This is a genomic window from Streptomyces sp. NPDC048338 (assembly GCF_043201055.1).
Lineage (GTDB): Bacteria > Actinomycetota > Actinomycetes > Streptomycetales > Streptomycetaceae > Streptomyces.
Map to the genome: position 1 here is coordinate 297,366 of NZ_JBICYQ010000013.1, position 25,941 is coordinate 323,306.

The following is a 25,941-nucleotide window of genomic DNA, read 5'->3' on the forward strand; positions in this document are numbered from 1 at the left end:
CGAACGTCAATGCGTTGGGAGCGAATGATCGAAACTCCTACCGTTCGATCATGCCGCATGAGAAGGTCTGGCCACGGGAACGGCATCCCGCCGGACCGCCACACCGCGAGGGGGATCTGCACCGTGCGCGAGAGTGCTGCCGAACGACACGATCGGCTCCTGGCCCTGGTGCGGGAGCGCGGCACCGCCCGCGTCTCCGAGCTGGCCGACCGGCTCGGGGTCTCCCCCGTCACCGCCCGCCGCGACGTCGAGGCGCTGGCGGCCAAGGGCCTGCTCGACCGCGTCCACGGCCAGGTGTCCTGGCCCGAGCGCCAGGGAGCGGCGGCGGGCGGACGCACCGGCGAGGGCCTGGTGCTCGGCCTGCTCGCCCCCTCGGCCACGTACTACTTCGCCGAGGTCATCCGGGGCGCGCACGAGGCGGCGGCGCGGGCCGGCGCCCGGCTCGTCCTGCGGATCTCCGACTACCGGCCGGAGGACGACCGCGCCCGCACCGAGGGGCTGCTGACCGCCGGGGCGGAGGGGGTGCTCGTCGCTCCGGGCTGGCGGGGCCCCGAGGACCGGCTCGCGTACGGCGACTGGCTCGCCGAACTCCCCGTGCCCGCCGTCCTCCTGGAGCGCAGCGCCGACCCGGGCTCCTCGCTCGACAGCCTGGACCGGGTCGTCTCCGACCACGGCCACGGCGTGCTGCTCGCCCTGCGCCACCTGCTCGGACTCGGCCACGGAACCCCGTTGCTCGTGGCCCGCGGCGACAGTCCGACGGCGCTCGCGGTGCGCGCCGGGTACGCCGAGGCGCTGGTCGCGCTGGACGTGGCGGCGCCGGGACCGGTGATCGATTCCGTACCGGCCGACCAGGACCCGGAGGGCTTCGAGCGCGCCGTACGGGCCCTGCACGAGGCGGTGACCTCGGGCCGGGCGACCGCGGCCCTGGTCCACAACGACGTGGACGCGATCCAGATCGTTCAACGACTGGCCGAGCTGGGCGTCAGGGTGCCGCAGGACCTGGCCCTGATCGCCTACGACGACGAGGTCGCCGCACTCGCCGACACCCCGCTGACGGCCGTCGCCCCACCCAAGCGCCAGGTGGGCCGTCACGCCACGGAACTGCTGGTGGAGCGGCTGACGGAGGCGCCGGACGAGGAGGCGGCCCGACGCCATCTGAGCCTGCTCCCCCGGCTCCGGGTGCGGGCGTCGTGCGGGGCCCCGCGCCCTGGCCGGGCTTTCTGATCGATCTGAGCTTTTTTCGATCAATCAATCTTTCGCTCTTGACTTCGGTCACGAACGGTCCAAGGATCACGGCCACACCTTCCAAGCCGCCCGCCTTCAGGAGCCGCGCCGTGAGCCGCAGTTGGAGCAGAACCTCTCGTGTCATAGCCGGCGCCGCGACCGCCCTCGCCGTTCTCACGGCCTGCGGCGGCAGCGGTGACGACTCGTCCGCCGCGGGATCCAAGGGATCCGACGGCAAGCCCGTGACCATCACCTTCTGGGGCTGGGCCAAGGGCTCCAAGGACGTCGTGGACGCGTTCAACGCCTCCCACAAGAACATCCAGGTGAAGTTCGAGGAGATTCCGTCCGGCACCGCCGGCGGCTACGCCAAGATCTCCAACGCCGTGAAGGCCGGCAACGCGCCCGACCTGGTCTCCATCGAGTACTCCTCGCTCCCGGAGTTCGTCAGCTCCGGCGCCCTGCAGGACATCGGCGGCGAGTTCACCGAGGCCGACCGCGGCAAGCTGCTGCCGCAGGCCGTGGAGCTCACCACCCTCGGCGGCAAGACCTGGGCCGTCCCGTTCGACGCCTCCCCGCAGGCGTTCTTCTACCGCAAGGACCTCTTCGACCGGTACAAGGTCGAGGTCCCCACGACCTGGGACGCCTTCAGGACCGCGGCGGAGAAGGTGAGGAAGGCCGATTCCAAGGCCCGCATCGCCACCTTCTTCCCCGATGACCCGACCACCTTCGAGGCGATGGCCTGGCAGGCCGGCGCCCAGTGGTTCAAGGCCGAGAACGACACCTGGAAGATCGACACCACGGACGCGGCCACCACCAAGGTCGCGGCCTACTGGCAGGGCCTGATCGACGCCGACCTGGTCCACAAGAACGCCTCGTTCAGCCCCGAGTGGACCGGCTCCCTCAAGAACGGCACCACCATCGGCTACCTCGGCGCCTCCTGGGGCGCGGGCGTCCTCAAGGGCACCCTGCCCGAGCAGAGCGGCAAGTGGGCCGTCGCCCCGATGCCCAGCTGGGACGGCAGGCCCGCCAGCGGCATGCTCGGCGGCACCTCCTTCGCGGTGACCAAGGACAGCAGGCAGAAGGCGGCGGCCGTCGAGTTCGCCGAGTGGATGTCCACCACGGAGGCGGGCGTCAAGGCCCGGATCGCCTCCGGCACCTCCAGCGCCTTCCCGGCCACCACCGCGCTGCGCCCGGTCGCCAAGCAGGTCTTCGACGCGAGCTTCTACGGGGGCCAGGACATCTACGCGCTCTTCGAGGAGTCCGGCGCCGCGATCAGCCCGAACTGGGCCTGGGGTCCGACCACCGGCACCACCAACACCGCCATCAAGGACCAGTTCGGCAAGATCACCAAGGGTGGGCCGACGATCGCCGACGCCATCCGCACCGGCCACGACGCGACCGTCGCCGAGCTGACCAAGCGCGGCCTGAAGGTCGAGGGCTGACCGGATGAAGGCCCGCACCCGTGCCGCAGCCGTTCTGCTGACCCCCTTCTTCGTCCTGTTCACCGCGGTGATGGTGGTGCCGATCGGATACGCGGTCTGGCTCAGCCTGTTCACCGAGAAGCAGTCGGGACTGGGCTTCGGCGGCACCGAGACCGTCTTCACCGGCCTCGACAACTACACCGCGGCACTGGGTGACCGGGCCTTCCGCGAGGGCTTCGGCGTCCTGCTCGGATACTGCCTGTTCTACATTCCGCTGCTGGTCGCCGGGGCCCTCGGCCTCGCCCTGCTGCTCGACTCGGCCCTCGCCCGCGCCCGCCGGTTCTTCCAGCTCGCGCTCTTCCTGCCGCACGCCGTCCCGGGCATCATCGCCGCGCTGATCTGGGTCTACCTCTACACGCCCCAACTCAGCCCGGTCGTCGAGGCGATGGAGGCCGGCGGGGTCGGCTTCGACTTCTTCTCCCCCGAGGGCGCGCTGCCCTCCGTGGTCAACATCGCGCTGTGGGAGTGGCTCGGCTACAACATGGTGATCTTCTACGCCGCCCTCCAGGCCATCGACCGCTCGGTGCTCGAAGCGGCCACCGTCGACGGCGCGAACTCCTGGCGTATCGCCTTCAGCATCAAGGTCCCGCTGATCCGGGCCTCGCTCGCCATGGTCGGCCTGTTCACCGTCATCGGGTCCCTGCAGCTGTTCACCGAGCCGCTGATCCTCAACAAGGGCACGGGCTCCGCCGTCACCTCGACCTGGACGCCGAACATGTACGCGTACACCGCGGCCTTCGACCGCAACGACTACGGGCTGGCCGCCGCCGCGTCCGTCCTGCTCGCGCTCACCGCCGCACTGCTGTCCTTCGGCGTCACCCGCCTGACGGGCCGCGCGAACCGCAAGGAGAAGCGCGCATGAGCGAGCCCCGCACCCGGAGCGTCTGGCTCTCCAGGACCGCCGTCAACGGCGCGCTCGTCCTCGCCGTCGTCTACATGCTCTTCCCGCTCGTCTGGCTGCTGACCGCGGCCACCAAGGACGCGGGCGGCCTGCTCGCCGGGAACGCCTTCTCCTTCGAGGGGTTCGACCTCGGCGGCAACCTCTCGCGCCTGGCCGACCACAACGACGGCATCTACTTCCACTGGTACCTCAACAGCCTGCTGTACGCGGGCGTCGGCGCCCTCGCCTGCTCGCTGATCAGCGTCGCCGCCGGCTACGCCTTCGACAAGTACGACTTCCCCGGCAAGGAGAAGCTCTTCGGCGTCGTCCTGCTCGGCGTGCTCGTCCCCACGACGGCCCTCGCCCTGCCGATGTACCTGCTCGCCAGCGAGGTGGGCGTCGTCAACACCTACTGGGCCGTGCTCGTCCCCGTCCTGGTCAACCCCTTCGGGGTCTACCTGGCACGGGTGTTCAGCTCCGGCTACATACCCGACGAGGCGCTCGAGGCCGCCCGCATCGACGGCGCCGGCGAACTGCGCACCTTCTGGTCGATCGGTCTGCGCATGGTGATGCCGGGCTTCGTGACCGTCTTCCTCTTCCAGTTCACCGCGATCTGGAACAACTTCTTCCTCCCCCTGGTGATGCTGTCGGACCAAAAGCTCTTCCCGCTGAGCCTCGGCCTGTACGCATGGAACAGCAACGCCCACGCGGAACCCGAGTTCTACCCCCTCGTCGTCACCGGATCCCTGCTCGCCGTCGTCCCCCTCGTCGTCGCCTTCGTCTCCCTCCAGCGTCACTGGAAGGCGGGTCTGACCGCCGGCAGCGTCAAGTGAGGAGCTCTCGTCCCACGATGCACGACACCACCGACACCCCGAAGCCGGCCGGCGGCCCGGAGACGGCGGCCGGACGGCCGGCGCTGCTGCTCGCCATGGGCCCCGGCATCGCCGACCGGCTGCTGACCGACGCCCATCGCGCCCGCCTCGCGGACCTCTCCCGTACCGACCCCCGCCTCGTCGCCCACGACCTGGCCACCCCCACCCCGGCGGTCGCGGCGGCCCTGGCCGAGGCCGAGATCCTCTTCACGGGCTGGGGCGCGCCCCTGCTGACGGCCGAGGTCCTGGACCGGGCACCGCGGCTGCGGGCGGTCGTCCACGCCGCCGGCTCGGTCAAACACCATGTCACCGACGCCTGCTGGGACCGCGGCCTCGCCGTCACCTCGGCGGCGGCGGCCAACGCCCTGCCCGTCGCCGAGTACACGCTCGCCGCGATCCTCTTCGCCGGCAAGCGGGTCCTCCACTCCGCCCTGCGCTACGGACAGGTCCGCGCCGAGCACGCCTGGCTGGCCGAGGCCGATGCGGAGGTGTGGGGCAACTACCGCCGGACGGTGGGCATCGTGGGGGCGTCCCGGATCGGCCGCCGCGTGATCGAACTGCTGCGCCCCTTCGACTTCGAGGTGCTCCTCCACGACCCGTACGTGGACGCCGCCGAGGCCCGGGCCCTGGGCGTCGGCCTCGTCGGGCTCGACGAACTCTGCGCCCGCAGCTCGATCGTCTCCGTGCACGCGCCCCAACTCCCCGCCACGCACCGGATGATCGGCGCGGCACAGCTGGCAGCGATGCCCGACGGCGGGACGCTCGTGAACACCTCGCGCGGTTCACTCGTCGACGAGGACGCGCTCCTGACGCATCTGCGGACCGGCCGGCTGCGCGCGGTCCTCGACGTCACGGACCCGGAGGTCCCCGCCGCGGACTCGCCCCTGTACGGGCTGCCGAACGTCCTGCTCACCCCGCACGTCGCCGGCTCGCTCGGCAACGAGCTGCACCGCATGGCGGACCAGGCACTGGAGGAGGTGGCGCGGTACGGGCGGGGCGAGCCGTTCCGCGAGCCGGTACGCGCCTCGGACCTGACCCGGTCCGCGTAGGCCGGTCCCGGCCGGGCCCGCCGGGGCCCGGCCCGATCCCGGCGACCGGCCCAGGGCCTCTCGTCCGGATCTCGCCGGGCTCGCGTGCCCTGGTGCACCGACCCGGCCTGATCCAAGGGAAAGACCCTAGACTGGAAAGGTCCCACCCGGTCCGGGAGGCGCCATGACATTCGTACAGATAATCGATTGCAAGACGAGTCGGATCGACGACATGAACCGGCTCATGGACCTGTGGGTCGAGCAGACCAAGGGCAAGCGCACCGCGACCCACAGTCTCATCGGCAAGGACCGCTCCGACACCTCCCACTTCGTGGAGATCGTCGAATTCCCCTCGTACGACGTGGCGATGAGGAACTCACAGCTCCCCGAGACCGACCGGATCTTCCGGGAGATGGTCGCCCTCTGTGACGAGATGCCGACGTTCACCGACCTCGACGTCGTCAAGGACATCCAGCTCTACAAGGCGACCGCCCGCCGGTTCTTCGAGCTGATCAGCGCCGAGGGAGAGCTCGCGCCGCTGGACGAGGTCTTCGCCGAGGGGTACCACGACCACGACCCGACCAACGTGCAGGACGTCTTCGGCATGGACGCGGTCCGGCGCGAGGTGGAGATGTGGCGGGGCGGCTTCGACTTCGACTTCATGGTCGACGACCAGATCGCCGAGGGCGACAAGGTCTGCACCCGCTGGACCTGGAACGCCACGCACACGGGCGATTTCATGGGCCTCGAGGCCACCGGCCGGAAGGTCTCCATGACCGGCACCGTCATCCACCGCTTCCGCGACGACGGCAAGGCCGTGGAGGGCTGGTGGCAGTACGACCTGCTGGGCCTCATGGGGCAGCTCGGGGCCGTCGAGACCTGACCGGAGAACGGGCGACCGGAGAACGGACCACCCGAGAACGGGCGAGGCCCGGCGTCCCCGCGACGGGGACGCCGGGCCTCGGCTGCGTGTCGGGCGGGCCGGCCACGCGGGGCGTTCCGGGCTGCGCGGCCGAGGCGCCGCACGGGATCCGTGCGGCGCATCGGCGCGCTGCCGTGGAGCGGTGTGTCAGTGCGAGTGACCGTGGCCGTGGCCGTGGCCCGCGTCCGCCGGCTCCTCTTCCTTCTTCTCCACCACGAGGGTCTCGGTGGTGAGGAGGAGGGAGGCGATCGAGGCGGCGTTCTCCAGCGCGGAGCGCGTCACCTTCACCGGGTCGATGACGCCGGCCTTGACCAGGTCGCCGTACTCGCCGGTCGCGGCGTTGAAGCCCTGGCCCTTGTCGAGCTCCGCCACCTTGGAGGTGATGACGTAGCCCTCGAGGCCGGCGTTCTCGGCGATCCAGCGCAGCGGCTCGACGGCGGCGCGGCGGACGACCGCGACACCCGTGGCCTCGTCGCCGGTCTTGTCGAGGTTGCCCTCGAGGACCTTGACGGCGTGGACCAGAGCGGAGCCACCACCGGAGACGATGCCCTCCTCGACCGCGGCGCGGGTCGCGGAGATGGCGTCCTCCAGACGGTGCTTCTTCTCCTTCAGCTCCACCTCGGTGGCGGCGCCGACCTTGATCACGCACACGCCGCCGGCCAGCTTCGCGAGGCGCTCCTGGAGCTTCTCGCGGTCCCAGTCGGAGTCGGTGGACTCGATCTCGGCCTTGATCTGGTTGACGCGGCCCTGCACGTCCTCGGACTTGCCGCCACCGTCGACGATGGTGGTGTCGTCCTTGGAGATGGTCACGCGGCGGGCGGTGCCCAGCACGTCCAGACCGGCCTGGTCGAGCTTGAGGCCGACCTCCTCGGCGATGACGGTGGCACCGGTGAGGGTGGCCATGTCGCCGAGCATCGCCTTGCGGCGGTCGCCGAAGCCCGGGGCCTTGACGGCCACGGCGTTGAAGGTGCCACGGATCTTGTTGACGACCAGGGTCGACAGGGCCTCGCCCTCGACGTCCTCGGCGATGATCAGCAGCGGCTTGCTGGAGCCGGCCTGGATGACCTTCTCGAGGAGCGGCAGCAGGTCCTGGATCGAGGAGATCTTGCCCTGGTGGATCAGGATGTACGGGTCGTCGAGGACGGCCTCCATACGCTCCTGGTCGGTGACCATGTACGGGGACAGGTAGCCCTTGTCGAAGGCCATGCCCTCGGTGAAGTCGAGCTCCAGGCCGAAGGTGTTGGACTCCTCGACGGTGATGACACCGTCCTTGCCGACCTTGTCCATCGCCTCGGCGATGAGCTCGCCGACCTGCTGGTCCTGCGCGGAGAGCGCGGCCACGGCGGCGATGTCGGACTTGTCCTCGATCGGACGCGCGGTCGCGAGCAGCTCGTCGGAGACGGCCTTGACGGCGGCGTCGATGCCCTTCTTCAGGGCGGCCGGGGAGGCGCCGGCGGCGACGTTGCGCAGACCCTCGCGGACCAGGGCCTGGGCGAGCACGGTGGCGGTGGTGGTGCCGTCACCCGCGATGTCGTTGGTCTTGGTCGCCACCTCCTTCACCAGCTGGGCGCCGAGGTTCTCGTACGGGTCGTCGATCTCGACCTCGCGGGCGATCGTGACACCGTCGTTGGTGATGGTGGGGGCGCCGAACTTCTTGTCGATGACGACGTTGCGGCCCTTGGGGCCGATCGTCACCTTCACCGTGTCGGCAAGCTTGTTGACGCCGCGCTCAAGGGCGCGACGGGCGTCCTCGTCGAACTTCAGGATCTTCGCCATGGGAGCGGTTCAGCCCTCTCGGAAATCGGGTGGAACGAACCGCGCCCCGGGGCGCCTGGAAGGGGCCTCGGGGCGCAGCTCAAAGCATCTGCTTCAGGTACTTCGGGTACTTCGGTGAATTACTTCTCGACGATCGCGAGCACGTCGCGAGCCGAGAGGACGAGGTACTCCTCGCCGCTGTACTTCACTTCGGTGCCGCCGTACTTGCTGTACAGCACGATGTCGCCGGTCTTGACGTCGAGCGGCAGACGCTCGCCGTTCTCGAAGCGGCCCGGGCCCACGGCCAGGACGACGCCCTCCTGGGGCTTCTCCTTGGCGGTGTCCGGGATGACCAGGCCAGAGGCCGTGGTCTGCTCGGCGTCGAGCGGCTGGACCACGATGCGGTCCTCGAGCGGCTTGATGGCAACCTTGGAGCTGGTGGTCGTCACGATCCGACCTCCCCCTTCGGAGATCTCACGGGGTTAACTGTCTGAGGTGGCGACCAGGTGGATCCGTCGTCGCGGGTGCCGGACCTGCCCGTCGCTGTGTTGGCACTCTCCAGTGGGGAGTGCCAGACCCGAGACTATGACTGCGATTAGCACTCGGTCAAGCGGAGTGCCAATTCAGTGCCGTGTGGCGATTCGGTCCCGCTCCGGGAAACGGTCTGACGGACCCTTTGGTTCCGCATGTCGGCCGGCCCGCGCGTGCCGGCCGGCGCCCTCGTGGTCCCGGGCATCCGGGTGCCGCTCCGCCGCCGCGTGCGGCCTCCCGTGCGGCCGGGCGGGCTCGTGGGGCCACGACCGGGCGGCCGTGCGGAACATCCGGGCGGCCGTCTCGCTCAGGGTCCCTTCCCCGGCGGCGACACCGGGGGCGCCTGCGCCCCCGCGGACCGGCCGCCCGGCGTGCGCCGCATGCCGGGCCTCCCCCACCGGGCCGCGCGCCGCCGGCACCGCGGCCGCCGACGGTCCCACGCCTTCCGCGGCCCTCCGGCCCAGGCGCTCGATCGGGTCCACGGACGACGCGCAGCCCGTCACCGCCAGGAGCGCGCCGGCCAGCAGCAGTCCGGCCAGCGGCCGGCGCGCCCGGGTCACACGTAGTCCTCGAGCTTCGCGACCGCGTAGCCCTTGGCCGTGATCGTCTTCATCACGCGGCGGATCATGTCGGGCATGGTGCCCTTCCAGTCCGCCTTGCCCCGGAAGTGCGTGAGCACGATGTCGCCGGGGTGCAGGTCCCGGTCCCACTCACGCCACTCCATGCGGTCCGGGAACGCCTCCGAGGCCCAGAGCGGCACCGCCTTGACCCCGCACGACTTGGCCGCGGTCAGCGTGTCCCGGTTGTAGTTGCCGTACGGGGGGCGGAAGAGCGGCGGACGCTTGCCGAACCGCTTCTCGATGGTGTCCTGCATCCCGCAGATCTCCCGCTTCTGCTCGGCGTACGAGAGCCCGGGCAGATAGCGGTGGTTGAGGGTGTGGTTGTGCAGGGAGACGCCGGCCTTCTGCATCTTCGCGAAGTAGCCGTAGTCCTCCTTGACCAGGTAGTCGCTCAGGAAGGCGCTGTAGGGGATGCCCAGTTCGGTCATCATCCGCAGCAGCTCGGGATCCTTCTCCGCCCCGTCGTCGATCGTCAGGAAGACGACCTTGTCCTTGGTCGGCACGGTGGTGAAGACGGGCGGCAGGCCCTCGCCGGACGTCTCGAAGCCCTTGCGGGTGGTGATCGTCGGCTTCACCCGGGGCGGCGCGGGCGCCTCCAGCGGCGGCTTGTCGAGGCCCCACTTCTTGGCGGCCTGCACCCGCGCGGCACGCTGCTTGCGGACCCTCTCCACGTACGCCTCCAGGGCGCCGGCCGCCCCCTCCGCGCGCGGCTGTCCCGCGGCGGGACTCGCGGGCCCCTTGGGTGCGCCGCCCGCGCCCCCGTCGCCCCCGGAGGGCCCGGCGCAGGCGGATCCGAGGGCGGCGACGAGCAGGACCGCACCCACCGACCGCCGCGTGCGGCGGCCTCGCTTTGTAAGCATTCGTTCCTTTTGTCGTACTAGCTGCATGGCGCCGCATCCTGTCAGCGCGAAGGCCCTGCGGCGTCCACGCCGTCGGCGCGCCGCGCGTACCGTCCCCCGGCCGGCCCACCAGGGCGTGCCCGGGAAGTCGCGCCTGGCCCGCGGGCAGACGCCGCCGCCTTCCGGACACGCCCTGGCAGGCGTGGCCCACAATGGGACGGGTGACCGACCTCGCCTCCTTCGCCGCCCTGCTCACGCCCGAGGGCCAGACCCTGCTCGCCGGCCTGCGCGACTACGACCCCGCGCAGGAACTGGCCGTCGCCTCCCGGCTGCGCCGCGAGCACCCGGCCGAACTGGTCACGGCGGCCCTCGGGCAGGCGCGCCTGCGCCAGCGGGCGGTGGCGAAGTTCGGCGCCGAGGACGCCCACCGGATGTACTTCACGCCCAACGGCGTCGAGCAGTCGACCCGGGCGACGGTCGGCACGTACCGCGCCGAGCGCTTCCGGGAGCTGGGCGTGCGCAGCGTCGCCGACCTGTGCGGCGGGATCGGCGGGGACGCGATCGCGTTCGCCCGTGCGGGCATCTCGGTGCTCGCCGTCGACCGCGACCCGCTGACCGCGGAGGCGGCCCGCGCGAACGCGGCCGCCCTCGGGCTCGACGGGCTGATCGAGGTCCGGTGCGCGGACGTGACGGAGATCGACACCGCGCCGTACGACGCCGTCTTCGTGGACCCGGCACGGCGCGGCGGGCGCGGCCGGATCTTCGATCCGGAGGCGTACTCGCCGCCGCTCTCCTGGGCGACGGAGGCGGCCCGCAAGGCCCGGCACGCGGCGTTGAAGATCGCCCCGGGCGTCCCGCACGAGGCGGTGCCCGACGAGGCCGAGGCCGAGTGGATCTCGGACGGCGGTGACGTGAAGGAGGCCGTGCTCTGGTTCGGCACGACGCCCGGCGCCCGGCGCGCCACGCTGCTGCCCGCCGGTACGAGCCTGGTGGGCCGGGGCCTGCCCGATCCCGCGGTCCGGGCGGTCGGCCGGTACCTCTACGAGCCCGACGGCGCCGTCATCCGCGCCCATCTGGTCGCCGAGGTCGCCGAGGAGCTGGCGGGCGGCCTCGTCGACGAGACGATCGCCTACGTCACGGCGGACGAGCTGCGGGCGACCCCGTACGCCACCGCGTACGAGATCACCGACAGCCTGCCCTTCAACCTCAAGAAGGTGAAGGCCCTGCTGCGCGAACGCGAGGTCGGCACCCTGACGGTGAAGAAGCGCGGCTCGGCGGTCGAACCCGAGGAGATGCGCCGCAGGATCAAGCCCAAGGGCCCGAACTCCGCGACGCTGTTCCTCACTCGGGTCGCGGGTGCTCCGACGATGCTGATCGGGCACCCGGCCGGCCGGTGAGCCGGACCGCGAAACGGTAGTGGCCGGCGGCCTTGGCCAGTCCGATGAGGCCGTTCACCCACAGGACGAGCCCGGCGCCCATCCCGTAGGCGACGAATCCGTAGCCGCCGTTCTCGCGGGTCGTGCCCGCCGGGACGGCGAACGAGATCCACAGGCCGACGGCGCACAGCAGGAAGGACCCCAGCAGCCAGCAGACGCTCCACACCGGGGCGCGCAGCCGGGCGTCGGCGGCCGCGTGGCGATCCAGCGCGGCCCACTCGCCCAGCCGGACGTGGGCCACCCGGTCGGCCCGGACCCCGCGGACGGTCAGCCAGACGCCCGGGACGAGAGCCCCGATGCCCAGGCACGCGGCGACCACGGCGGGCAGGAGCGTGATCGGGTCGAGCGCACCCTGGCCGAAGGCGGTCAGCAGGACGCCGACGAGGCCCCAGCCCAGCTCCACGAGCACGAGACCGACCAGGAAGAGCGTCAGCCGCTGCCCGCCCAGCAGCCGGCGCCCGAGCTCGTCCAGCGCGAGGGCCCGGTCGGCGAGCAGCGTCTCGCGGTCGGGCCAGTTCCGTATCTCGGGCGGCGGCGGGGGCGGGGGCAGCGGAGTACGACGGGGCATGACGGCAGCCTATGTTCCGGGACGGCCGGCGAGCGGACCGGACGCGTTCGGGCGCCGTCGCCCGTCACTCCTCCGACGGGAGCGATCGCGCCCGCGCGCGCAGGAGTTCGCGCTCCCGCTCGTTGCGGGTCAGGTCGGCCGCCCGCTCGAACTCGCTCCGCGCCTCCGCCGTCCGGCCCAGCCGGGCCAGCAGGTCGCCCCGCACGCTCGGCAGCAAGTGGTAGCGGTCCAGGGCGGGTTCGCCGGTGAGGGTGTCGGCGATGGCCAGCCCCGCCGCGGGGCCCTCGGCCATCGAGACGGCGACCGCACGGTTCAACTCGACCACCGGGGACGGGGCGACGGCGGCCAGCCGGCCGTAGAGCGCGGCGATGGTGCGCCAGTCGGTCTCCTCGTAGGTCGCGGCCCGGGCGTGGCAGGCGGCGATCGCGGCCTGGAGCGCGTACGGGCCGAAGGAGCCACCCTCCCCGGCGCGTTGCAGGGCCGTGAAGCCGCGCCGGATCAGCAGCCGGTTCCAGCGGCTCCGGTTCTGGTCGGCGAGGAGCACGGGCTGCCCGTCGGGTCCGGTCCTGGCCGTCGTCCGCGATGCCTGGATCTCCAGCAGGGCCGCCAGGCCGTGCGCCTCCCCCTCGTGCGGCATGAGCCCGGCGAGCACCCGGGCCAGCCGCAGCGCGTCCTCGCACAGCGCGGGACGCAGCAGGTCGTCGCCCGCCGTGGCCGCGTACCCCTCGTTGAAGATCAGGTAGATGACCTCCAGGACGGAGCCGAGCCGGGCCGCCCGGTCCCGCCCGTACGGCACTTCGAACTCCACGCCCGCCTTGGCCAGCGTCCGCTTGGCGCGCACGATCCGCTGCGCGACCGTCGGCTCCGGCACGAGGAAGGCGCGGGCGATCTCGTCCGTGCGCAGTCCGCCGACCAGTCGCAGCGTCAGCGCGGTGCGGGCCTCGGCGGACAGGACCGGATGGCAGGCGGTGAACACGAGCCGCAGCAGATCGTCGTCGATGTCGTCCGGGCCGGACGGTTCGGGGTCGTACGTCTCCTCCGTGAGCTCGCGGCCCACCTCGGCGAGCTTGCGCGCGTACGTCTCACGGCGTCGTACGAGGTCGACGGCGCGGTGCTTGGCCGCGGCCGTCAGCCAGGCGCCCGGCCGGTCCGGGACCCCGGTCCGCGGCCACTGCTCCAGAGCGGCGACGAGCGCGTCCTGGGCGATCTCCTCGGCGATGCCGACGTCGCGGACGATCCTCGCCGCGGCGGCGATCACCCGTGCCGACTCCATCCGGAAGACCGTCTCGACGCTCTCGGCCGCGTGGTGTGCTGTCACGGCTCACCATGACAGCACACCGCCCGTGACGCGGTCCGTCACATCTCTTCGATCTCGCGCACCTCGCAGGTGACCTTCCACTCCGGCGGGTGCACCTCCAGGAAGCGCTTGGACCACTCGATCGCCTCGGCCAGGTCCCGGCACTGGGTGATGGAGTAGCCGCCGACGACCTCCTTGGTCTCGGTGTACGGGCCGTCCGTGTAGCTGATCTTCCCGTCGGCCCAGGTGACACGGGTGGACTCGGAGGTGGGCTTGAGCCCGGCGGTCTCCAGCATGACCCCGGCCTTGGTGATCTCCTCGAACAGCGCGCCCATCCGCGCCTCGAAGCCGGCGTCGGCGTCCTCCATCCGGAAGCTGCCCTCTTCGAGGCGGATCATGGTCAGGTAGCGGGGCATCGTCTTCTCCTCGGTGGTGCGGTGGCGGGTGCGTTCTCCCGCCTCTCACTCATACGTCGAACGGCCGGGGCCCGCATCGACACCACGCGAGAAGTTCTTTTCAGAGGTAGTCCTCCAGGCGGGCCACGGTGAAGCCCTGCTCCTGGATGTGGCGCAGCAGGTTCGCCGTCATCCGCGTCATCGTCGTGCCCTTGAGCTCGGCGGGGCCGCGGAAGTGGGCGAGGATGACGTCTCCGGGACGCAGCTTCCGGTCCCCGCGCTGGTACTGCATGTTCGTGATCTGCATCGACTCGCGCCACAGCACGATCGCCTCGACGCCGCAGGTGCCGGCGGCGGCGCGGGTGTCCTCGTTCCAGTTGCCGTACGGCGGGCGGAAGAGGCGCGGGGTCGTCCCGTACTCCTTCGCCAGCTTCGTCTGCTGGCCGCAGATCTCCCGGCGCTGGGCCTCGCGGCCGAGGGTGCGCAGGTTCGGGTGCGTGAGGGTGTGGTTGGCGACGCCGTTGCCGAGGGCGGCGAGCGGGGCGAAGTACCGGTAGTCGTCACGTATCGCCGCGTCGGTGAGGAACATGGTGACCGGGATCCCGAGGTCCCTCATCATCGTCGTGAACTCGGGGTCCTTCTCGGCACCGTCGTCGACGGTGATGAAGACGATCTTCTCGTTCGTCGGTATCTCGCTGACGACCGGAACGGGGGCGCCGGGTGCCCGCCGGATCGGCTTCGTCCTGGGCGGCGCGGGCGGGGCCGGCAGCGGCCGGAGGCCCCACTTGCGGTACGCGGCGGCCCTCTCCGCGGCCGAGCGCGGGGCGTCGGGGGCGGAGTCCCCGGCGGACGGCGGCGTGGTCGTGGGGGCGGTGGAGGCCGCCCGTGGCGGGGTGTCCGCGTCCGCCGGCCGGCTGCACCCCGTCATGAGCAGGGCGGCGACGGTCAGCGCCGCCCACACCACGATCTTCTTGTCCACCCCGGCACACCCGCCCCACACCCGAACACACGACCTACGTCATGGTGTCTGATGCCGGGACGGGCTGTCAGGTTGCCTCGGTGTCCACGGATTCGAAACGCCACCGGTGCACCGGGCGCGTGATCAGGCTCGCGTCCGGCTCGGGCAGCTCGGGCAGCTCGGCGTAGACCGAGTCGGCCTCCCACCAGGTCAGCACGAGGACCCGGTCCTGCGGCGCGCGGAAGGTCTCCCGCCGCGCCGGCTCGTACGGCAGCTGCTGCGCCCGCGCCCACTCCAGGAGTTCGGCTCCGCGGTCCTGGACCGCCCGCGCCTCCCACATGAGCGTCACGGTCGTCACGAGTACAGGTTCTCCTTGCTGATCTCGTGCACATGGTCGTGGGAGTGCCCGTGGCCGGCGCCCGGCACGTGCGGGTCCGTCACCGGCAGCGAGGAGTCCGCGGACAGCTCCAGGTCGGAGGCCGGCCGGTTGCGCGCCACCATCTCGGCGCCCAGCGCCGCGACCATCGCGCCGTTGTCCGTGCACAGTCCCGGACGCGGCACCCGCAGCCGGATGCCGGCCCGCTCGCACCGCTCCTGCGCCAGCGCCCGCAGCCGCGAGTTGGCGGCCACGCCGCCGCCGATCATCAGGTGGTCGACGCCCTCGTCCTTGCAGGCCCGGACGGCCTTGCGGGTCAGCACGTCGACGACCGCCTCCTGGAAGGACGCCGCCACGTCGCGCACCGGCACCTCCTCGCCCGCCGCGCGCTTGGCCTCGATCCACCGGGCCACGGCGGTCTTGAGACCGGAGAACGAGAAGTCGTAGGCGGGGTCCTTCGCGCCCGACAGGCCGCGCGGGAAGGCGATCGCCTTCGGGTCGCCCTCCTTCGCGAGCCGGTCGATCACCGGTCCGCCGGGGAACCCGAGGTCGAGCACGCGCGCGATCTTGTCGAAGGCCTCACCGGCCGCGTCGTCGATGGTGGCGCCCATCGGACGGACGTCGGCCGTGATGTCGGGGGCGAGCAGCAGCGAGGAGTGACCGCCGGACACGAGCAGCGCCATCGTCGGCTCGGGCAGCGGACCGTGCTCCAGCTGGTCGACGCAGATGTGGGAGGCCAGGTGGTTCACGCCGTACAGCGGCTTGTTCAGCGCGTAGGCGTACGCCTTCGCCGCCGAGACGCCGACGAGCAGCGCGCCCGCCAGGCCGGGCCCGGCCGTGACGGCGATGCCGTCCAGGTCGCGCGCGGAGATCCCGGCCTCCTTGAGGGCGCGCTCGATCGTCGGGACCATCGCCTCCAGATGGGCCCGGGAGGCGATCTCGGGAACCACGCCGCCGAAGCGGGCATGGGTGTCGACGCTCGACGCGATGGCGTCGGCGAGCAGGGTCGTGCCCCGGACGATGCCGACACCGGTCTCGTCGCAGGAGGTCTCGATGCCGAGTACGAGCGGTTCGTCAGCAGCCATCAGTCAGTCGTCTCTGTTCCTTGAACGGTCAGTCGCATCACGAGCGCGTCCACATTGCCGGGCTGGTAGTAGCCGCGCCGGAAGCCGATGGGCTCGAAGCCGAAGCGCTCGTACAGCTTCTGGGCCCGGGTGTTGTCCACCCGTACCTCCAGCAGCACCTCCTCGCACTCGAAGGCGGTGGCGTGCTGGAGCAGGTCGGTGAGCAGGCGGGCGCCGAGGCCGCTGCCCCACTGGTCACGGGCGACGGCGATCGTCTGGACGTCGCCGAGTCCGCCGGCGGCGGCCAGACCGGCGTAGCCGACGACCCGCCCGTCGGCCGGGTCCTCCGCGACCACGTAGTGGCGGGTGGCGCGGGGACCTCGGGCATGGGCGAGCTCGGACCAGAACATGCCCTCGGACCAGGCGTCCTCGGGGAAGAGCTCGTGTTCCAGGACGAGCACGGGTGCGATGTCCCACCAGCGCATCCCGCGCAGCACGGCTGCGGCGGTCGTGGCGGTGCCCTCGGTCGCTGCGGTCACTGGGGGGTGACCACCTTGTAGTTCTTCGGCACCTGCGCGTCGGGGCGGCGCAGGTACATCGGCAGCGGGTCGAGGAAGTCCGCGCCGGCCGCGAGCCGCTCGGCGGCCAGGGCGGCCAGGGCGGCGGCGGACTGGTGCTCGGGGTCGCGGGCGTCGGGGAACGCCTCGGGGTAGAGCCGCGCGCCGGCACCGACCACGGGAAGGCCGGCGAGCCGCTCGGCGATCTCGCCGGGGCGGTCGACGGCCGCGTCGGTGGTCCGGGTGCGGAAGTCGTCGTACCGCGCCCAGTAGACCTCCTTGCGGCGGGCGTCCGTCGCGACGACGAACGGCTCCTCGATCCCGGAGGCGTACGCGAGTCCGTCGAGGGTGCACAGCCCGTGGACGGGAACGCCGAGCGCGGAGGCGAAGGTGGCGGCGGTCACCAGTCCGACCCGCAGCCCCGTGTAGGGACCGGGTCCGACCCCGACGACGAGGCCCGTGACCTCGTCGAGCGTGCGCCCGGCCTCCTTCGTCACCCGGTCGACGGCGGGCAGCAGCAGCTCCCCGTGGCGGCGGGCGTCGACCTGCCGGGCCTCCGCGAGGACGGACTCGCCGTCGTGGAGGGCGACGGTGACGGCGGGCGTGGCGGTATCCATGGCGAGCAAGAGCACGCAAACAGCCTACGGCTCCGGACAGGTCCCGGCCGACGACGGTCACCGTGCCGACGGCGGTGGGGCCGGGCACGGCAGGAGCAAGGTCCGTACGGCGCGTCGCGGCGGGGCCTCACCGCACGGCGCCCCGTGGCACCGGGCCGCTGCTGCTACCGTCACCACCGATACGTTCGTGGGGGTACCTCCCGGGCCGACGGCCCCGGAGCGGAGAGGTGGGCACGGTGGCTAGGAGCAGCTCGGGATTCGTGGCCGGGCTCACCGCCGCGGCGGTCGCGGCGGTCGTCTTCCTCGCCTACCAGGCGTCGGCGAACGTGCCCGCCGATCTGGCGGCGAAGCCGAGTACACCGGACTCGGCCCCGTCGGCCACCGCGACCGGCGGGCCGCAGAAGCCGGCCAAGGACCCCCTCGCCGTCCCGGCGGACTCCGGCAGCGGCGCGCGCGTGGTCTACGCGCTGCGTGAGAAGCGGGTCTGGCTGGTGGACGCGAAGGGCCAGGCCACGCACACCTTCTCGGTCGCGCCGAGCACCGTGAACCCGGCGCCGGGGACGTATTCCGTCTCCTCCCGCTCCGGCGCCGTGCGCGGGTCGGACGGGGTGCAGATCGAGCACGTCGTGCGGTTCGCGACCGTCCAGGACGTCTCGGTCGGCTTCAGCGCCGCGGTCGACAACTCGCTGCCGAAGCCCGACCCGTCGCGCAAGACCGGCGGCATCCGCATGAAGCGGGCGGACGGCGACGCGATGTGGACCTTCGCCTCGATCGGCGCCAAGGTCGTCGTCATCGCCTGAGGGCACGCCTCTCAGGTCCCGTCGGGCCCGGCCGGTGTGCCGTCGGCTTCCTCCGGGATCAGGCGGCCTCCGGCCGTTCCCGCTCGTGGTCGCTCTCGCGCGCGTCCTGCTCGGGTTCGGTGGGGCGCGGCGGGGTCGAGACCGCGTTCGCCGCGGCACAGGACGCGAGCAGCTCGCTCATCGAGATGCGGTCCTCCGCGCGCTCTGGCGTCGCCATGCATGCCTCCCGTAGGTTAGGTACACCTAACCAGCTCGTGAGTCCATGTGACCACGGCGCGTGGGACCGACGCAACATCTTCCCGACACCTTGTCGGAACATACGTACGTTCAGCCGAATGTCATTCCATCCGCAGGTCCTGATCGGCCCATCGCGCCCCGATCCCGCGCAGCACGACCGTGCGCCGGTCGTCGTCGGTGTCGCCGACGACCCGGTGGATCAGCACGTGCAGCCGGTCGTCGGTGAGCTCCTCGACCTTGCCGTCGCCCCACTCCACGACCACCACGGACTCGGGCAGCGAGACGTCGAGGTCGAGATCCTCCATCTCGTCGAGGCCGCCGCCGAGGCGGTACGCGTCGACGTGCACGAGGGCGGGGCCGCCGACCAGCGACGGATGCACGCGGGCGATGACGAAGGTCGGGGAGGTGACGGCACCGCGCACGCCGAGGCCCTCGCCCAGACCGCGGGTCAGGGTCGTCTTCCCGGCGCCGAGTTCACCGGTCAGCATGACGAGGTCGCCGGGGCGCAGGAGTTTCGCGAGGCGGCGGCCGATCTCCTGCATCCGCTCGGGCGAGTCGACGGAGAGGGTGGCCCCGGAGGACGGATTGAGCGCTGCTTCCATAGCGGCCAACCTATCCGTTGCCCGGGCCCGCCTTCGTCGCCCGCGCGCGCGGGGCCTTCGCCCTCGGCGCCGTCCTGCCGCCCGCGGCCGCCCCGTCCGCGGACCTCGCGGGTCCCGGTACCGCGCCGACCCGGGCCAGCAGGTCCGCCAGCCGGTCGGTGACCGCCTCGGGGTGCTCCAGCATCACGAGATGGCCGGCGTCGGGCACGATGACCAGTTCGCTCTCCGGCAGCAGGTCGGCGATCGTCTCGGTGTGCGAGCTGGGGGTCACGAGGTCCCGGTCGCCGGCCAGCGCGAGCACCGGCACCTCGCCGAAGACCTGGAGGGCCGCCGCCTTGTCGTGCTCCACGAAGGCCGGATAGAACTCGGCGACCACGTCGATCGGCGTGGACTCGATCATCCGCTCCGCGAAGCGGGCGACCGCCGGATCCACGTCCCGCGACGAGAACGAGTACTTCTTGATCAGGCCGGCGAAGAGGTCGGCGGTCGCCCGGCGGCCCCGCTCGACGAGCTCCGCCTGCGAGCCGAGCGCCTTCAGCACGCCCGGCAGGATCCGCCGGACCGCGTTGACGCCCGCCACCGGGAGCCCGTAGTTCACCTCGCCCAGCCGCCCGGTGGAGGTGCCGACGAAGGCGACCCCGACGACCCGCTCACGGATCAGCTCGGGGTACTGGTCGGCCAGCGCCATGATCGTCATGCCGCCCATCGAGTGCCCCACCAGGACGAGCGGCCCCTCGGGGGCGGCGGCGTCGAGAACGGCCTTCAGGTCGCGGCCGAGCTGGTCGATCGAGACGGGTACGCCGTCGGGTCCGGACTGGGCGACCCCGCGGGCCGAACGGCCGTGGCTGCGCTGGTCCCAGTGGACGGTGCGGACCAGGCCGCGCAGCGCCGCCCGCTGGAAGTGCCAGGAGTCCTGGCTCAGGCAGTAGCCGTGGCTGAAGACGACGGTGACGGGCGCGGGCGCCTTGCGGCCGAAGAGCCGGCGGCGGCGCGGGGCCGGGGCGTCGGACTCGAGCTCGTCGATCTCGTAGTGGAGCGCGGTGGAGTCGTCGGCGAGCGCCTTGCCGGAGACGCCCCGCAGGGACCCGTAGGGGGCGGAGGCGTCCAGGGCGAGGCGGGCCTTCTGCCGCATGCCCCGGCCCACCGTGAGCCGCTCGACGGCGACGCCGGCCGCCGCGCCGGCGGCCAGGACGCCTATCGCGGCACCGGCGAACCCGGCACGTCGCCAGTTGTCGGGCCTGGACTCGCTCACTTTCCGCTCCCTGTTCCTCGGTCCGGTCGCTGTTCGCTCACGCGTCGCTCGGGTCGTTCGGGTCGTTCGGGTCGTTCGGGTGCTGCGCGGGTTCCGGGACGGCCCGGGCCGTGGCCGGAGGGACCGCCCGGCGCGCCGGGCGGTCGACGCTACTCCCCGGGAACGGCCTCGGCGTCGTCCCGCTCGTTCAGGTAGACGCGCGGGACGCGCGCGCCGATGCGGGTCACGATCTCGTACGCGATGGTGTCGGCGGCGACGGCCCAGTCCTCGGCCGTCGGCTCGCCGCGGTCGCCCGGCCCGAACAGGACCGCCTCCGCGCCCGGCAGCACCGCGTCCCCGTCGAGGTCGACCACGAACTGGTCCATGGCGACCCGGCCGGCGACCGTACGGAGCCGGCCCCCTACGAGGACGGGGCCGCGCCCGGAGGCGTGCCGCGGGATGCCGTCCGCGTAGCCCAGCGGCACGAGACCGAGCCGGGTCTCGCGCTCGGTGACGTAGTGGTGCCCGTAGCTGACGCCGTGACCGGCGGGGACCTGCTTCACGAGCGCGATGCCGGCCTTGAGGGACATCACGGGGCGCAGGCCGAAGTCGGCGGACGAGCCGATCTCGGGACTGGGCGACACGCCGTACATCGCGATGCCCGGCCGGACGAGGTCGAAGTGGGTCTCGGGGAGGGTCAGGGTGGCGGGCGAGTTGGCGAGGTGCCGGACCTCGGGCTCCGCTCCGGCCTTCTCGGCGTGCTCCAGCAGCATCCGGAAGAGGTCGAGCTGCGCGCCGATGGACGGGTGCCCCGGCTCGTCGGCGCAGGCGAAGTGCGACCAGAGGCCGGTGACCTTCACCAGCCCGTCGCTCTCCGCCTTCAGCGCCCGGTCGACGAGCTGCGGCCAGTCGGCGGGCTGGCAGCCGTTGCGGCCGAGGCCGGTGTCGGCCTTCAGCTGGATACGGGCGGTGCGGCCCGTGACGCGCGCCGCCTCGACGACCTCCTCCAGCGCCCACATGTCGCTGACGGACATGTCGAGGTCCGCCTCGATGCCCTCGGCCCAGGGGTCGCCGGGCGTCCAGAGCCAGCACATGATCCGCGGTCCGGTGATCCCGGCGGCGCGCAGGGCGAGCGCCTCGTGCGGGGTGGCCGTGCCGAGCCAGGTGGCCCCGGCGTCCAGGGCGGCGCGGGCGCAGCGGAGCGCGCCGTGTCCGTACGCGTCCGCCTTGACCACGGCCATCACCTGGGTGTGGGGCGAGACGCGGGCACGCAGCGTGCGCACGTTCGCACGCAGCGCACCGAGGTCGATCTCGGCGCGGGCTCGGCGGGGCGGCGGTGTCTCAGTCATCGCGCCCAGTGTCTCAGGTACGGGCCGCCGGGCCCGTCGGCACCGGCTGTCGCCCCGGTCACCCCACCGCTCCCGATCCCGGGTTTCCGGGGCGTCAGGACGCCGGATCCCGCCGAAGGCACGGCCACGCGTGGGCGTGGCGGGACGCGACGACGACGCCCCCGACGCCCCCGACGCCCCCGCGCGCCGCGGGACGCGCAGGCCCACGCGGCCGCCTCGCCGTCGCACGCCCCGGGGTGTCTCGTCGATCAGGCCGGATCGGCGAGCGGTGTGCTGGTGCCCGGTCTACGAGGTGACGTCGCGCCAGGCGTCCGGCAGGGCGTGGGCCACGTCCGCCGCGGCGATCGGGGTGCCCTGTGCGGCGCGGCGGCCCGCCAGGCCGTGCAGATAGGCCGCGGCCGATCCCGCGTCCGGCGCCGAGAGGCCCGCGGCCAGCAGCGAGCCGGCCAGGCCCGACAGGACGTCGCCGCTGCCCGCCGTGGCCAGCCACGACGTGCCCGTGGGGTTGACCCGGACCGGACTCGTCCCGTCCGCGGGGGCCACCAGCGTCGTCGAGCCCTTCAGGAGGACGGTCGCGCCGAAGCGTTCCGCCAGCTCCCGTACCGCCGCGAGCCGGCCCGACTCGACCGACTCCCGCGAGACGCCCAGCAGGGCCGCGGCCTCGCCCGCGTGCGGGGTGAGCAGAGTGGGGGCCGTACGCGCCCGCACCGCCCGCGCCGGCAGGTCGCGCAACCCGTCCGCGTCGATCAGCACCGGCACGTCGGAGGCGAGGACGTCCTCGACGCCGGGCCCGTCGCCGAGCCCCGGTCCCACCACCCACGCCTGGACCCGTCCCGCCTTCGACGGGGGGCCGGCGTGCACGAGCGTCTCGGGGAAGCGGGCGATCACGGCCTCCGCCGCCGGACCGACGTACCGCACGGCGCCCGCCCCGCCGCGCAGCGCGCCCGCCACCGCCAGAACGGCCGCGCCCGGGTAGCGCGCGGACCCGGCGACGACGCCGACCACGCCCCGGCGGTACTTGTCGCTCTCCGCGCCCGGCACCGGCAGCATCCGGGCCACGTCCTCGTGCTGGAGGGCCTGGAGCTCCGGCACCGACGGCAGGACGTCGCCGAGCCCGATGTCCACCAGCCGAAGCGCCCCCGCGTACTCGCGCGCCGGATCGATCAGCAGGCCCGGCTTGTACGTCCCGAACGTCACCGTGGCGTCGGCCCGCAGCGCCTCCCCCGCGACCTCTCCCGTGTCCGCGTCCACGCCGCTGGGCAGGTCGACGGCGACCACCACGGCGTCGGAGCCGCGCGCCGCGCGCGCCACCGGCACGGCGTCGGGCCGCAGTCCTCCGCGGCCCCCGATCCCGGTGATCCCGTCCAGGACGAGATCGGCCGTGGCCAGCGGTTCGAAGGGGTCGTCCGCCACCCGCCCGCCGGCCGCCCGCAGCGCCGCGAGTCCGCCCTCGTGGGCGCGCGCGGCCAGGAGGACGGCCGTCACGCCCGCACCGCGCCGGGCCAGCCGCGCCCCCGCGTACAGGGCGTCGCCGCCGTTGTCCCCGCCGCCGACGAGCAGGACGACCCTGGCCCCGTACACCCGGCCGCGGCCGAGGAGCGAGAAGCAGGCGGCGGCCAGGCCCGCCGCGGCCCGCTGCATCAGCGCGCCCTCCGGCAGCCGCGCCATCAGCTCGGCCTCGGCGGCCCGTACGGTCTCCACGCGGTAAGCGGTACGCATGGACAGGAGTCTGCCCCAGACCGGCCACGGCCGCCGGGCCGACGCGGTACGGCGCCCGGCCCGGCGGGAGCGGCGGGAGCGGCGGGAGTGGTGGGACCACGGGAGGCGGGGCCGTCGGCCCGTGCCCGGTGCCCCTCGTCCCCCGCCCGCGCCGCTCACCCCTCCGCGATCACCACCGCCGAGGCCACGCCCGCGTCGTGGCTGAGCGAGACGTGCCAGTTCTTCACACCGAGTTCCGCCGCCCGGGCCGCGACCGTCCCGCGGACCCGGAGCCGTGGCTGCCCGGTGCCCTCGACGTACACCTCGGCGTCCGTCCAGTGCAGGCCGGCCGGCGCGCCGAGCGCCTTCGCGAGCGCCTCCTTGGCGGCGAAGCGGGCCGCGAGCGAGGCGGGCCCGCGGCGCTCCCCGCTCGGCAGGAGCACCTCCGCCTCCACGAAGAGGCGTTGCAGCAGCCCGGGAGTGCGCTCCAGCGACGCGGCGAAGCGGTCGATCTCCGCCACGTCGATCCCCACCCCGATGATCATTCGTCCACCCCACGGTCCTCGGCCGGTCTTCCGTCCGCGACGGCCCGGCGACGGCCCACGGCCCTCACCGCCCGGTCCTCACTCCACCGTCACGGACTTCGCGAGGTTACGCGGTTGGTCCACCTCGTTGCCGCGCGCGGTCGCCAGTTCGCAGGCGAAGACCTGCAGGGGCACGGTCGACACCAGCGGCTGGAGCAGCGTCGGCGTCGCGGGGATCCGGATCAGGTGGTCCGCGTACGGGACGACCGCCTCGTCGCCCTCCTCCGCGATCACGATCGTGCGGGCCCCGCGCGCCCGGATCTCCTGGATGTTGGAGACGATCTTGTCGTGGAGGACGGACCGCCCCTTCGGCGACGGGACGACCACGACGACCGGCAGGTCCTCCTCGATGAGCGCGATCGGCCCGTGCTTGAGCTCGCCGGCCGCGAAGCCCTCCGCGTGCATGTACGCGAGCTCCTTGAGCTTCAGCGCGCCCTCCAGGGCCACCGGGTAGCCGACGTGCCGCCCGAGGAAGAGCACGGTGTTCTTGTGGGCGAGCGAGCGGGCCAGCTCGCGCACCGGTTCCATGGTCTCCAGGACCCGCTCGACCTCGTCGGCGATCCGCGAGAGCTCCCGGATCAGCGCGTGGATCTCGTCGCCCCACTTCGTCCCGCGCACCTGGCCGAGGTAGAGCGCGACGAGGTAGCAGGCCACGAGCTGGGTCAGGAACGCCTTGGTGGAGGCGACGGCGACCTCGGGGCCGGCGTGGGTGTAGAGCACGGCGTCAGACTCCCGCGGGATGGTCGAACCGTTCGTGTTGCAGATGGCGAGCACCTTCGCGCCCTGTTCGCGTGCGTGGCGCAGCGCCATCAGGGTGTCCATCGTCTCGCCTGACTGGGAGATCGCGACGACGAGGGTGCGCTGGCCGAGGATCGGGTCGCGGTAGCGGAACTCGCTGGCCAGCTCCACCTCGCACGGGATCCTCGTCCAGTGCTCGATGGCGTACTTCGCGATCATGCCGGCGTGGAAGGCGGTGCCGCAGGCGATGATCACGACCTTGTCGGCCTCCCGCAGCACCGCGTCCGGGATCCGCAGCTCGTCGAGGCGCAGATGCCCCTCGACGTCGATCCGGCCGAGGAGGGTGTCGGCCACGGCCTTCGGCTGCTCGGCGATCTCCTTGAGCATGAAGTAGTCGTAGCCGCCCTTCTCGGCGGCCGAGGCGTCCCAGTCGACGTGGTACGCCCGGACCTCCGCGGGCGCCCCCTCGAAGTCGGTGACGACGACGCCGTCGCGGGCGAGCCGTACGACCTGGTCCTGGCCGAGCTCGATCGCCGACCGGGTGTGGGCGATGAACGCGGCCACGTCGGAGGCGAGGAAGAACTCGTCCTCGCCGACGCCGACGACGAGGGGCGAGTTCCGGCGGGCGCCGACGACCACGTCGGGCTCGTCGGCGTGCACCGCCACCAGCGTGAACGCGCCGTCGAGGCGCCGGCACACCAGCCGCATGGACTCGGCCAGGTCGCCGCAGGAGGAGAACTCCTCGGCGAGGAGGTGGGCCACGACCTCGGTGTCCGTGTCGGACGCCAGATCGTGGCCGCGCTCCGTCAGCTCGGCGCGCAGGGCGGCGAAGTTCTCGATGATGCCGTTGTGCACGACGGCGACGCGCCCCGCGTTGTCGAGATGCGGGTGCGCGTTGGCGTCCGTCGGCCCGCCGTGGGTGGCCCAGCGGGTGTGTCCGATGCCGGTGGAGCCGCTCGGCAGCGGCCGGTCCACCAGCTCCTTCTCCAGGTTGACGAGCTTGCCCGCCTTCTTGGCGGCGGCGAGCCCCCCGTCGGAGAGCACCGCGACGCCGGCCGAGTCGTAGCCCCGGTACTCGAGCCGCTTGAGGCCCGCGATCACCACATCAAGCGCCGACTGCCCGCCGACGTATCCCACGATTCCGCACATGGCGGCAGCCTAGGGGGTGTCCTGCCGATCGGGCCGGATCAGTGAGCGGTGTCCTGGGGCTTCGGATCCAAGGCGGAGGAGAGAGGCATGGCGGAGCCATGCCGACCGACGACAACGCCGGAGACGGAGTCGC

The 25,941-nt window shown here is 72.7% G+C and carries 26 protein-coding genes; 8 read left to right on the forward strand and 18 right to left on the reverse strand.

Annotated features, from left to right (window positions below):
* Positions 1-123: 123 nt before the first annotated feature.
* The 6 genes from ACGFZF_RS28910 to ACGFZF_RS28935 all read left to right on the forward strand — a co-directional run bounded on the left by ACGFZF_RS28910 (position 124) and on the right by ACGFZF_RS28935 (position 6,368).
* Positions 124-1,224, forward strand: a complete 1,101-nt coding sequence (locus ACGFZF_RS28910) for a substrate-binding domain-containing protein (protein WP_393558840.1) — start codon at positions 124-126, stop codon at positions 1,222-1,224.
* A 110-nt stretch (positions 1,225-1,334) separates the two neighbouring features.
* Positions 1,335-2,666, forward strand: a complete 1,332-nt coding sequence (locus ACGFZF_RS28915; protein ID WP_393558842.1) for an ABC transporter substrate-binding protein — start codon at positions 1,335-1,337, stop codon at positions 2,664-2,666.
* Positions 2,667-2,670: 4 nt separating this feature from the next.
* On the forward strand, positions 2,671-3,567 hold the full coding sequence (locus ACGFZF_RS28920; protein WP_393558844.1) for a carbohydrate ABC transporter permease: 897 nt from the start codon (positions 2,671-2,673) through the stop codon (positions 3,565-3,567).
* Positions 3,564-4,418 (forward strand): carbohydrate ABC transporter permease, encoded by an 855-nt coding sequence (locus ACGFZF_RS28925; protein WP_393558847.1) that lies wholly within the window; start codon positions 3,564-3,566, stop codon positions 4,416-4,418. Before ACGFZF_RS28920 ends, ACGFZF_RS28925 begins: the two co-directional genes overlap by 4 nt.
* Positions 4,419-4,435: 17 nt before the next feature.
* The gene (locus ACGFZF_RS28930) at positions 4,436-5,506 is read left to right on the forward strand and encodes a hydroxyacid dehydrogenase (protein WP_393558849.1); all 1,071 of its coding nucleotides are present in this window, start codon (positions 4,436-4,438) and stop codon (positions 5,504-5,506) included.
* 163 nt (positions 5,507-5,669) lie between these two features.
* A complete protein-coding gene (locus ACGFZF_RS28935) occupies positions 5,670-6,368 on the forward strand; it encodes an ester cyclase (RefSeq protein ID WP_393558851.1) in 699 nt (232 codons plus the stop codon).
* Between the two features lie 186 nt (positions 6,369-6,554).
* On the opposite strand, the gene groL is transcribed toward ACGFZF_RS28935, so the two are convergent.
* From groL to ACGFZF_RS28950, 3 genes are all read right to left on the reverse strand, one after another.
* Entirely contained in the window at positions 6,555-8,183 is a 1,629-nt protein-coding gene (groL, locus tag ACGFZF_RS28940; protein WP_393558853.1) for a chaperonin GroEL, read from the reverse strand.
* A gap of 119 nt (positions 8,184-8,302) precedes the next feature.
* A complete protein-coding gene (gene groES / locus ACGFZF_RS28945) occupies positions 8,303-8,611 on the reverse strand; it encodes a co-chaperone GroES (protein WP_010471835.1) in 309 nt (102 codons plus the stop codon).
* A gap of 638 nt (positions 8,612-9,249) precedes the next feature.
* The gene (locus ACGFZF_RS28950) at positions 9,250-10,173 is read right to left on the reverse strand and encodes a polysaccharide deacetylase family protein (protein ID WP_393558856.1); all 924 of its coding nucleotides are present in this window, start codon (positions 10,171-10,173) and stop codon (positions 9,250-9,252) included.
* Positions 10,174-10,364: 191 nt separating this feature from the next.
* Here ACGFZF_RS28950 and ACGFZF_RS28955 point away from each other — a divergent pair, with 191 nt between their 5' ends.
* A complete protein-coding gene (locus ACGFZF_RS28955; RefSeq protein ID WP_393558858.1) occupies positions 10,365-11,549 on the forward strand; it encodes an SAM-dependent methyltransferase in 1,185 nt (394 codons plus the stop codon).
* Here the strand turns inward: ACGFZF_RS28955 and ACGFZF_RS28960 are convergent.
* From ACGFZF_RS28960 to tsaB, 8 genes are all read right to left on the reverse strand, one after another.
* Positions 11,494-12,156, reverse strand: coding sequence for a hypothetical protein (locus ACGFZF_RS28960; protein ID WP_393558860.1), 663 nt, complete (start codon positions 12,154-12,156; stop codon positions 11,494-11,496). The two genes, ACGFZF_RS28955 and ACGFZF_RS28960, sit on opposite strands and share 56 nt — an antisense overlap.
* A 64-nt stretch (positions 12,157-12,220) precedes the next feature.
* Positions 12,221-13,474, reverse strand: a complete 1,254-nt coding sequence (locus ACGFZF_RS28965; protein WP_393558862.1) for an RNA polymerase sigma factor — start codon at positions 13,472-13,474, stop codon at positions 12,221-12,223.
* Between the two features lie 38 nt (positions 13,475-13,512).
* Complete coding sequence (locus ACGFZF_RS28970; protein ID WP_393558864.1) at positions 13,513-13,869, reverse strand: YciI family protein; 357 nt, start codon at positions 13,867-13,869, stop codon at positions 13,513-13,515.
* A 100-nt stretch (positions 13,870-13,969) separates the two neighbouring features.
* Positions 13,970-14,776, reverse strand: coding sequence for a polysaccharide deacetylase family protein (locus ACGFZF_RS28975; protein WP_393558906.1), 807 nt, complete (start codon positions 14,774-14,776; stop codon positions 13,970-13,972).
* Positions 14,777-14,894: 118 nt separating this feature from the next.
* The gene (locus tag ACGFZF_RS28980) at positions 14,895-15,164 is read right to left on the reverse strand and encodes a hypothetical protein (RefSeq protein ID WP_393558866.1); all 270 of its coding nucleotides are present in this window, start codon (positions 15,162-15,164) and stop codon (positions 14,895-14,897) included.
* Positions 15,161-16,267, reverse strand: a complete 1,107-nt coding sequence (gene tsaD, locus ACGFZF_RS28985) for a tRNA (adenosine(37)-N6)-threonylcarbamoyltransferase complex transferase subunit TsaD (protein ID WP_356599598.1) — start codon at positions 16,265-16,267, stop codon at positions 15,161-15,163. Before tsaD ends, ACGFZF_RS28980 begins: the two co-directional genes overlap by 4 nt.
* Entirely contained in the window at positions 16,267-16,731 is a 465-nt protein-coding gene (gene rimI, locus ACGFZF_RS28990; protein WP_147981313.1) for a ribosomal protein S18-alanine N-acetyltransferase, read from the reverse strand. The genes tsaD and rimI overlap by 1 nt, the downstream gene beginning before the upstream one ends.
* Before the next feature lie 50 nt (positions 16,732-16,781).
* A complete protein-coding gene (gene tsaB / locus ACGFZF_RS28995) occupies positions 16,782-17,435 on the reverse strand; it encodes a tRNA (adenosine(37)-N6)-threonylcarbamoyltransferase complex dimerization subunit type 1 TsaB (RefSeq protein ID WP_393558868.1) in 654 nt (217 codons plus the stop codon).
* A gap of 245 nt (positions 17,436-17,680) precedes the next feature.
* Here tsaB and ACGFZF_RS29000 point away from each other — a divergent pair, with 245 nt between their 5' ends.
* Positions 17,681-18,220: a hypothetical protein gene (locus tag ACGFZF_RS29000; RefSeq protein WP_393558908.1), complete on the forward strand. Its 540-nt coding sequence runs from the start codon at positions 17,681-17,683 to the stop codon at positions 18,218-18,220.
* A 58-nt stretch (positions 18,221-18,278) separates the two neighbouring features.
* Here the strand turns inward: ACGFZF_RS29000 and ACGFZF_RS29005 are convergent, their stop codons facing one another.
* From ACGFZF_RS29005 to glmS, 7 genes are all read right to left on the reverse strand, one after another.
* Positions 18,279-18,437 carry a hypothetical protein gene (locus ACGFZF_RS29005; protein ID WP_393558870.1) on the reverse strand — a complete coding sequence of 53 codons (159 nt, stop codon included), beginning with the start codon at positions 18,435-18,437 and terminating at the stop codon, positions 18,279-18,281.
* A 121-nt stretch (positions 18,438-18,558) separates the two neighbouring features.
* Complete coding sequence (gene tsaE / locus ACGFZF_RS29010) at positions 18,559-19,059, reverse strand: tRNA (adenosine(37)-N6)-threonylcarbamoyltransferase complex ATPase subunit type 1 TsaE (protein ID WP_393558873.1); 501 nt, start codon at positions 19,057-19,059, stop codon at positions 18,559-18,561.
* Between the two features lie 10 nt (positions 19,060-19,069).
* Complete coding sequence (locus ACGFZF_RS29015) at positions 19,070-20,311, reverse strand: alpha/beta fold hydrolase (protein WP_393558875.1); 1,242 nt, start codon at positions 20,309-20,311, stop codon at positions 19,070-19,072.
* Positions 20,312-20,460: 149 nt separating this feature from the next.
* The gene (gene alr / locus ACGFZF_RS29020) at positions 20,461-21,639 is read right to left on the reverse strand and encodes an alanine racemase (protein ID WP_393558877.1); all 1,179 of its coding nucleotides are present in this window, start codon (positions 21,637-21,639) and stop codon (positions 20,461-20,463) included.
* A 285-nt stretch (positions 21,640-21,924) separates the two neighbouring features.
* Positions 21,925-23,358: an NAD(P)H-hydrate dehydratase gene (locus ACGFZF_RS29025; RefSeq protein ID WP_393558879.1), complete on the reverse strand. Its 1,434-nt coding sequence runs from the start codon at positions 23,356-23,358 to the stop codon at positions 21,925-21,927.
* 155 nt (positions 23,359-23,513) lie between these two features.
* Positions 23,514-23,882, reverse strand: coding sequence for a holo-ACP synthase (locus ACGFZF_RS29030; RefSeq protein WP_393558881.1), 369 nt, complete (start codon positions 23,880-23,882; stop codon positions 23,514-23,516).
* Positions 23,883-23,960: 78 nt separating this feature from the next.
* Complete coding sequence (glmS, locus tag ACGFZF_RS29035) at positions 23,961-25,808, reverse strand: glutamine--fructose-6-phosphate transaminase (isomerizing) (protein WP_393558883.1); 1,848 nt, start codon at positions 25,806-25,808, stop codon at positions 23,961-23,963.
* Positions 25,809-25,941 lie beyond the last annotated feature (133 nt).

What these genes read in the sequence shown, in the direction of transcription:
- ACGFZF_RS28920 (WP_393558844.1), top strand. Translation starts at nt 2,671, where the DNA reads ATGAAGGCCCGCACCCGTGCCGCAGCCGTTCTGCTGACCCCCTTCTTC.
- ACGFZF_RS28925 (WP_393558847.1), top strand. Translation starts at nt 3,564, where the DNA reads ATGAGCGAGCCCCGCACCCGGAGCGTCTGGCTCTCCAGGACCGCCGTC.
- ACGFZF_RS28930 (WP_393558849.1), top strand. Translation starts at nt 4,436, where the DNA reads ATGCACGACACCACCGACACCCCGAAGCCGGCCGGCGGCCCGGAGACG.
- ACGFZF_RS28935 (WP_393558851.1), top strand. Translation starts at nt 5,670, where the DNA reads ATGACATTCGTACAGATAATCGATTGCAAGACGAGTCGGATCGACGAC.
- groL (WP_393558853.1), bottom strand. Translation starts at nt 8,183, where the DNA reads ATGGCGAAGATCCTGAAGTTCGACGAGGACGCCCGTCGCGCCCTTGAG.
- ACGFZF_RS28950 (WP_393558856.1), bottom strand. Translation starts at nt 10,173, where the DNA reads ATGCTTACAAAGCGAGGCCGCCGCACGCGGCGGTCGGTGGGTGCGGTC.
- ACGFZF_RS28955 (WP_393558858.1), top strand. Translation starts at nt 10,365, where the DNA reads ATGGGACGGGTGACCGACCTCGCCTCCTTCGCCGCCCTGCTCACGCCC.
- ACGFZF_RS28960 (WP_393558860.1), bottom strand. Translation starts at nt 12,156, where the DNA reads ATGCCCCGTCGTACTCCGCTGCCCCCGCCCCCGCCGCCGCCCGAGATA.
- ACGFZF_RS28970 (WP_393558864.1), bottom strand. Translation starts at nt 13,869, where the DNA reads ATGCCCCGCTACCTGACCATGATCCGCCTCGAAGAGGGCAGCTTCCGG.
- ACGFZF_RS28975 (WP_393558906.1), bottom strand. Translation starts at nt 14,776, where the DNA reads ATGACGGGGTGCAGCCGGCCGGCGGACGCGGACACCCCGCCACGGGCG.
- tsaD (WP_356599598.1), bottom strand. Translation starts at nt 16,267, where the DNA reads ATGGCTGCTGACGAACCGCTCGTACTCGGCATCGAGACCTCCTGCGAC.
- rimI (WP_147981313.1), bottom strand. Translation starts at nt 16,731, where the DNA reads ATGCGCTGGTGGGACATCGCACCCGTGCTCGTCCTGGAACACGAGCTC.
- ACGFZF_RS29005 (WP_393558870.1), bottom strand. Translation starts at nt 18,437, where the DNA reads ATGGCGACGCCAGAGCGCGCGGAGGACCGCATCTCGATGAGCGAGCTG.
- tsaE (WP_393558873.1), bottom strand. Translation starts at nt 19,059, where the DNA reads ATGGAAGCAGCGCTCAATCCGTCCTCCGGGGCCACCCTCTCCGTCGAC.
- alr (WP_393558877.1), bottom strand. Translation starts at nt 21,639, where the DNA reads ATGACTGAGACACCGCCGCCCCGCCGAGCCCGCGCCGAGATCGACCTC.
- ACGFZF_RS29025 (WP_393558879.1), bottom strand. Translation starts at nt 23,358, where the DNA reads ATGCGTACCGCTTACCGCGTGGAGACCGTACGGGCCGCCGAGGCCGAG.
- ACGFZF_RS29030 (WP_393558881.1), bottom strand. Translation starts at nt 23,882, where the DNA reads ATGATCATCGGGGTGGGGATCGACGTGGCGGAGATCGACCGCTTCGCC.
- glmS (WP_393558883.1), bottom strand. Translation starts at nt 25,808, where the DNA reads ATGTGCGGAATCGTGGGATACGTCGGCGGGCAGTCGGCGCTTGATGTG.